The following is a 6,154-nucleotide window of genomic DNA, read 5'->3' on the forward strand; positions in this document are numbered from 1 at the left end:
TTCATCCCGCCGCGCGACACCGCGCAGTTCGACCTGCACATGGAGTTCCAGCAGCGGCCCGACGGCAGCCTGCACGCCTACGTCGTGCACACCGATCTGTTCGACACCGCCACCATCGAGCGCTTCAGCCGCCACTGGCTCGCCCTCGCCCGGCAGGTCGTCGAGCGGCCGCACGCCCCGCTGCGCTCCGGAGAGCTGCTCGACGCGGACGAACGCGCCCGGGTGCTGGCCGACTGGAACGCCACCGGCGACCCCGGCACCCCCGCGCCGTCCCTCGTCGCGCTCTTCGACGCACAGGCCGCCGCCCGGCCCGCAGCACCCGCGCTCACCCACCAGGGCGAGACCCTCACCTACGGCGAACTGAACGCCCGCGCCGAGCGGTTGGCGTCGTTCCTCGTGCGGCGCGGCGTCGGCACCGAATCCCGCGTCGGGCTCGTCCTGCCCCGCGGCCTCGACCTGGTCGTCGCCGTCCTCGCCGTGCTCAAGGCCGGCGGCGCCTATGTGCCCGTCGACCCGAGCGCACCCGAGGAACGCATCCGGTACGTGCTCACCGACAGCGACACCCAGGCCGTGCTCACCCTCGTCGACCTGGCCCGGCACCTACCGCTCCAGGTACGCGACCGCAGCATCGCGCTGGACGCGCCGGAGACCCGGCAGGCCGTGCGCGAGGCCCCGCCGCTGCCCGGCCCGCGCCCGGTGCCGTCCGACTCCGCCGCCTACGTCATCTACACCTCCGGCTCGACCGGCCGCCCCAAGGGCACGCTGCTCACCCACCGCAACGTGACCCGTCTCCTGGCCGCCACCCAGGGCGAGTTCGCGTTCGGCCCACAGGACGTGTGGACGCTCTTCCACTCCTACGCGTTCGACTTCTCCGTGTGGGAACTGTGGGGCGCGCTGGCCCACGGCGGCCGGCTGGTCGTCGTACCGCAGGACGTCGCCCGCTCGCCCGGTGACTTCGCGCAGCTGCTGGACGAGGAGCGGGTCACCGTGCTCAACCAGACGCCGTCCGCCTTCTACCGGCTGTCCGAGGAGATCGAGCGGGAACCGGGGCTGCGGGAGCGGCTGGCGCTGCGCACCGTCGTCTTCGGCGGCGAGGCCCTCGACTGGCGCCGGATCGCCGGCTGGGTCGAGCGCTCCGGCACCGACGGGCCCGTCATGGTGAACATGTACGGGATCACCGAGACCACCGTGCACGTCACCAGCCGCCGGGCCGAACCCGCCTTCGCGCGGGAGGGCTCGGGCAGCGTCATCGGCCCGGCCCTGCCGCATCTGCGCGCCTACGTCCTGGACCCGGCGCTGCGGCCCGTGCCGCCCGGCGGCACCGGTGAGCTGTACATCAGCGGCGGCGGCCTCGCCCGCGGCTACCTGGACCGCGCCGGCCTCAGCTCCGTACGGTTCGTCGCCAGCCCGTTCGGCGGGCTGGGGGAGCGGATGTACCGCACCGGCGACACCGCACGCTGGAACAGCGACGGCCTGCTGGAGTACCTCGGCCGCGCCGACGACCAGGTCAAGGTCCGCGGCTTCCGTATCGAGCCGGGCGAGATCGAGGCGCAGGTGACCCGGCACCCGTCGGTGGCCCGGGGCGCGGTCGTCGTCCGGGAGGACCGGCCGGGCGACAAGCGGCTGGTCGCCTATGTGGTGCCCGCCGACCCGGCCGCCTTCCGGGAGTCCACGCTGCGCGAGGCGGTACGCGCCGAGCTGCCGGACTACATGGTGCCCTCCGCGTTCGTCGTGCTGGAGGAGCTGCCGCTGACGACGAACGGAAAGCTGGACCGGCGGGCCCTCCCGGCGCCCGTCTACGGCGACCGGGACTCCTATGTCGCCCCGCGGAACGTCACCGAGGAGGCCGTGGCGGAGATCTTCGAAGAGGTGCTCGGCCTCGAACGCGTCGGCGTCGAGGACGACTTCTTTAGCCTGGGCGGAAACTCGGTTCTCAGCCTCCGGGTCGTTGGTAGGGTCCGGAGCATGTTCGACATAAACCCGTCGGCGCGCGTGCTGTTCGACCACCCGACGGCCGCCCGACTCGCCCTCCGCATCGAGGACATCATCCTCACGGAAATCGAGTCGTCGATGGGGGACGACGAAAACCTGTAGCGGGCTTTTCCCCGGCAACGGGCGCCTGCGAGCCGCCGGGTGAGCCGTGTGCTCACCCGGCGGCGGCCCGCGCCCGCGTATTTCCCCGCCTTCCGGCGGCAGCCCCTCTGCACCACCGGCATGCCCTGAAACACCAGCACGCCCTGCAATACCAGCAGTTCCTGCAATACCAGCAGTTCCTGCATTTCCCGCACTTCGATTTCACTCCCCGAGGAGCTTTCATGGACGCGGAGCCGTCGCGCGAGAGCCGGATCAGTTCCCTGCCGGAGCACGTGCAGCGAAAGCTCCGCAGCCGACTGGCGGGCCGGGCCGGCCGGCACAACGCCATCGAGCCGGCCGAGCGCGGCGGCGACCTGCCGCTGTCCTTCGCGCAGCAGCGCCTGTGGTTCATGGAGGAACTGCGGCCCGACAGCACGGAGAACAACTCCGGCACCGCGCTGCGGCTGAGCGGCCCGCTGGACGTCCCGGCGCTCCGCGCCGCCGTGCAGGCGCTGGTGGCCCGGCACGAGTCCCTGCGCACCACCTTCGCCGCCACCGAGGGCGTCGCCCGGCAGATCGTCCACGACGACATCGAAGTGCCGTTCGCCGTGGAGGAGTTGGCCGACGTGCCGCCGGAGCGGCGCGCCGCCGAGGGGGAGCGGCTGCTGGCCCGGCGGATGGCCGAGCCCTTCGATCTGCGTACCGGCCCGCTGGTGCGGGCCGTCGTGGTGCGCACGGCCCCCGAGGAGCACCTGTTCCTGCTGGCCATGCACCACATCGTCACCGACGGCGCCTCCATGGAGGTCGTCCTGCGCGAGCTGCGCGCCCTCTACGAGGCGGCCGCCGCGGGCACCGGAGCCGACGGCGCCGGGCTGCCCGAACTGCCCGTGCAGTACCCGGACTTCGCCGTGTGGCAGCGCGACCGGCTCTCGGACCGCACGCTGGAGCGGCACGTCGGCTACTGGCGGGACAAGCTCGACGGGCTGGAGCCGCTGGAGCTGCCCACCGACCGGCCGCGGCCCGCGGCACGCTCCGGGGCCGGCGCCGACCACGGCTTCGCACTGCCGCCGGAGCTGACCGAGGCGCTCCGGGAGGTCGGCCGCGCACACGGCGCCAGCCTCTTCGTCACCCTGACCGCCGTGACACAGCTGCTGCTCGCCCGCTACAGCGGCCGTCCCGACATCGCCGTCGGCACGGCCGTCCCGGGCCGGGAACGCCCCGAACTCGAAAACCTCGTCGGATTCTTCATCAACATCCTCGCTTTGCGTTCGCGCATTGACGAGGAGGTTCCGTTCTCCCGGTTCCTCGACGACGTCCGGGAAACCGTTCTCGAAGCATTCGACCACCAGGACGTCCCCTTCGAGCGGCTCGTCGAACTTCTCGCTCCGGAACGCGACACCAGCCGCACCCCGCTGGTGCAATCCCTCGTCGTCCTCCAGAACATCCCCGCCGAATCCCTCGACTTCCACACCCTGCGCGCCGAACGCCTCCCCCTGGAACGCGCCGCCGCGCAATACGACCTCAGCTGGGAGTTCAGCGAGGGTCCCGGCACCCTCCACTGCGCCATCGAGTACAGCACCGACCTGTTCGACGCCGCGACCATCGAGCAGCTCGCCCGCTGCTTCGTCACCGTCGCCCGCGCCGTCACCGCCGACCCCGGCATGCCGCTGCACGAGGTGCCGCTGCTCGACTCGGCCGAACTGGCCGAACTGCTCGTCGAACGGAACGCCACCTCCCGCCCCGAGGCACACCCCGGGACGGGCCCGGACGGACGCCCCGCCTCCACCATCACCGCCGCCTTCGCCGCGCAGGCCGCCCGCACGCCCGACGCCACAGCCCTGGTCGCCGGGGCCGTCCAGCTCACCTACCGGGAGCTGGACGAGCGCGCCGACCGCCTCGCCGCCCATCTGGCCGAGCGGGGCGTGCGCCCCGAGGACCGGGTCGCCGTCTGCCTCTCGCGCACCGCCGACCTCGTCGTCGCGCTGCTCGCCGTCCTCAAGGCCGGCGCCGCCTACCTGCCCGTCGACCCGACGCTGCCCGCCGGACGCATCCGCTACATGCTCGCCGACAGCGGCGTCGGCACCGCCGTCACCGAAACCGCCCACGCGCCGCTCCTCGCCGAGGGCGCGCTGGAGACCGTGGTCGACCTCGACGCCGAACGCGCCGACATCGCCCGCCGCCCCGCCCGTGCCCCGCACACCGAGCCGTCCCCCGACAGCGCCGCCTACGTCATCTACACCTCCGGCTCCACCGGGCGGCCCAAGGGCGTCGTCGGCCTGCACGGCGGACTCGTCGGCCGCTGGGCCTGGTTCGCCGACACCTACCCGCAGTGGCGCGACAGCGTCGTCTGCGCCAAGAGCGCCGTCAGCTTCCTGGACAGCGCCACCGAGATCTTCGGCACGCTGCTGCACGGCGGCCGGATCGTCCTCGCCGACGACGAGACCGCCAAGGACCCCGCGGCCCTCACCGAACTCGTCGCCGCGCACGGCATCCAGCGCATGACGCTCGTGCCCAGCCTGCTCTCCGTCCTCCTCGACGAGGCCGACCCGGAGGCGCTGGCCGCCTGCACCTGCTGGATCAGCAGCGGTGAACCCCTCACCCGCGGCCTGGCCGAACGCTTCCACCGGCGCCTGCCGCACGCCACCCTGCTCAACCTCTACGGCTCCTCCGAGGTCAGCGCCGACAGCCTGGCCTGGGAGGCCGACGGCTCGGACGTGCGCATCGGTACGCCGATCCGCAACACCCAGGCGTATGTGCTGGACGCGCGGCTGCGCCCGGTCCCGCCCGGCGTGCCCGGCGAACTGTACGTCGGCGGCGCGGGGCTGGCCCGCGGCTACGCCGGACGCCCCGCGCTGACCGCCGAACGGTTCGTCCCCAGCCCGTTCGGCGCCGCCGCCCGGCTGTTCCGCACCGGCGACCTCGTCCGCTGGGCCGCCGACGGCACCCTGGAACACCTCGGCCGCGCCGACGACCAGATCAAGATCCGCGGCTTCCGTATCGAACCCGGCGAGGTCGAGGCCGCGCTCGGCGCCCACCCCGCCGTCGCCGAGGCCGCCGTCGTCGCCCGCCGCGACCCGTCCGGCTCCGACCGGCTCGTCGCCTACCTCGTACCGGCCGCCGGGCGGACCGCGCCCGACGCCGCCGCCGCGCGCGCCCTCGTCCGCGAGAGCCTGCCCGCCTACATGGTGCCCAGCGCCTTCGTCGTCCTCGACCGGCTGCCGCTCACCACCAGCGGAAAGCTCGACCGCCGCGCCCTGCCCGACCCCGAGTGGCACGAGACGGCCGGCCACGTCGCACCCCGCACCCCCACCGAGGAGGCGCTGGCCGCGATCTGGGCCGAGGTGCTCGGCGCCGAACAGGTCGGCGCCGACGACGACTTCTTCGACCTCGGCGGCCACTCGCTGCTGGCCACCCGCGTCCTCAGCCGCGCCCGCGCGGCCTTCGGCGTCCCGCTGTCGCTGCGCCGGCTGTTCGACGCGCCGAAGCTCTCCGACCTGGCCGCCGCCGTGGACGCGGCCGTCGCCGACACCGCCGACGCCCCGGCCGACGGCGCAGCCCTGCCCGGTTCCGAGGCCGCGCCGCTGGTGCCGGTCGCCCGGGACGGCGCGCTGCCGCTGTCGTACGCGCAGGAACGGCTGTGGTTCCTCGACGACTTCGCACCCGGCGCCGCCGAGTACAACGTCTTCGCCACCCTGCGGCTCACCGGCGACCTCGACGTCTCCGCGCTGGGCGAGGCCGTCGCGGGGCTGGTGGCGCGGCACGAGGCGCTGCGGACGACGTTCGACTCGGTGGACGGGCGGGGCGTGCAGATCGTGCACCCCACGATGGACGTGCCCGTGCACGCCGTCGAGCCGGGCGACGAGCCGGTGCCGGAACTGCTCCGCCGCGAACACGCCCGCCCCTTCGACCTGCGCACCGGCCCGCTGATGCGGGTGCTGCTGGTGCGCGAGTCCGCCACCGCGCACGTACTGGTGCTCACGCTGCACCACATCGTCACCGACGGCTGGTCGATGGGCGTCATCACCCGCGAACTGAGCGAGCTGTACACGGCGGCGGTGCAGCAGCGCCCGGCCGGCCTCCC

At 73.8% G+C, this 6,154-nt stretch carries 2 protein-coding genes; both read left to right on the forward strand.

Annotated elements, in window-relative coordinates; all coding sequences use genetic code 11:
- The coding region (locus tag SCA03_RS34205) for a non-ribosomal peptide synthetase (protein ID WP_141275869.1) at positions 1-2,094 on the forward strand (2,094 nt) is incomplete at its 5' end.
- A gap of 221 nt (positions 2,095-2,315) precedes the next feature.
- On the forward strand, positions 2,316-6,154 hold a 3,839-nt coding region (locus SCA03_RS34210), incomplete at its 3' end, for a non-ribosomal peptide synthetase (RefSeq protein WP_141275870.1).

The sequence above is a fragment of the Streptomyces cacaoi genome (assembly GCF_006539165.1).
Taxonomy (GTDB): domain Bacteria; phylum Actinomycetota; class Actinomycetes; order Streptomycetales; family Streptomycetaceae; genus Streptomyces; species Streptomyces cacaoi.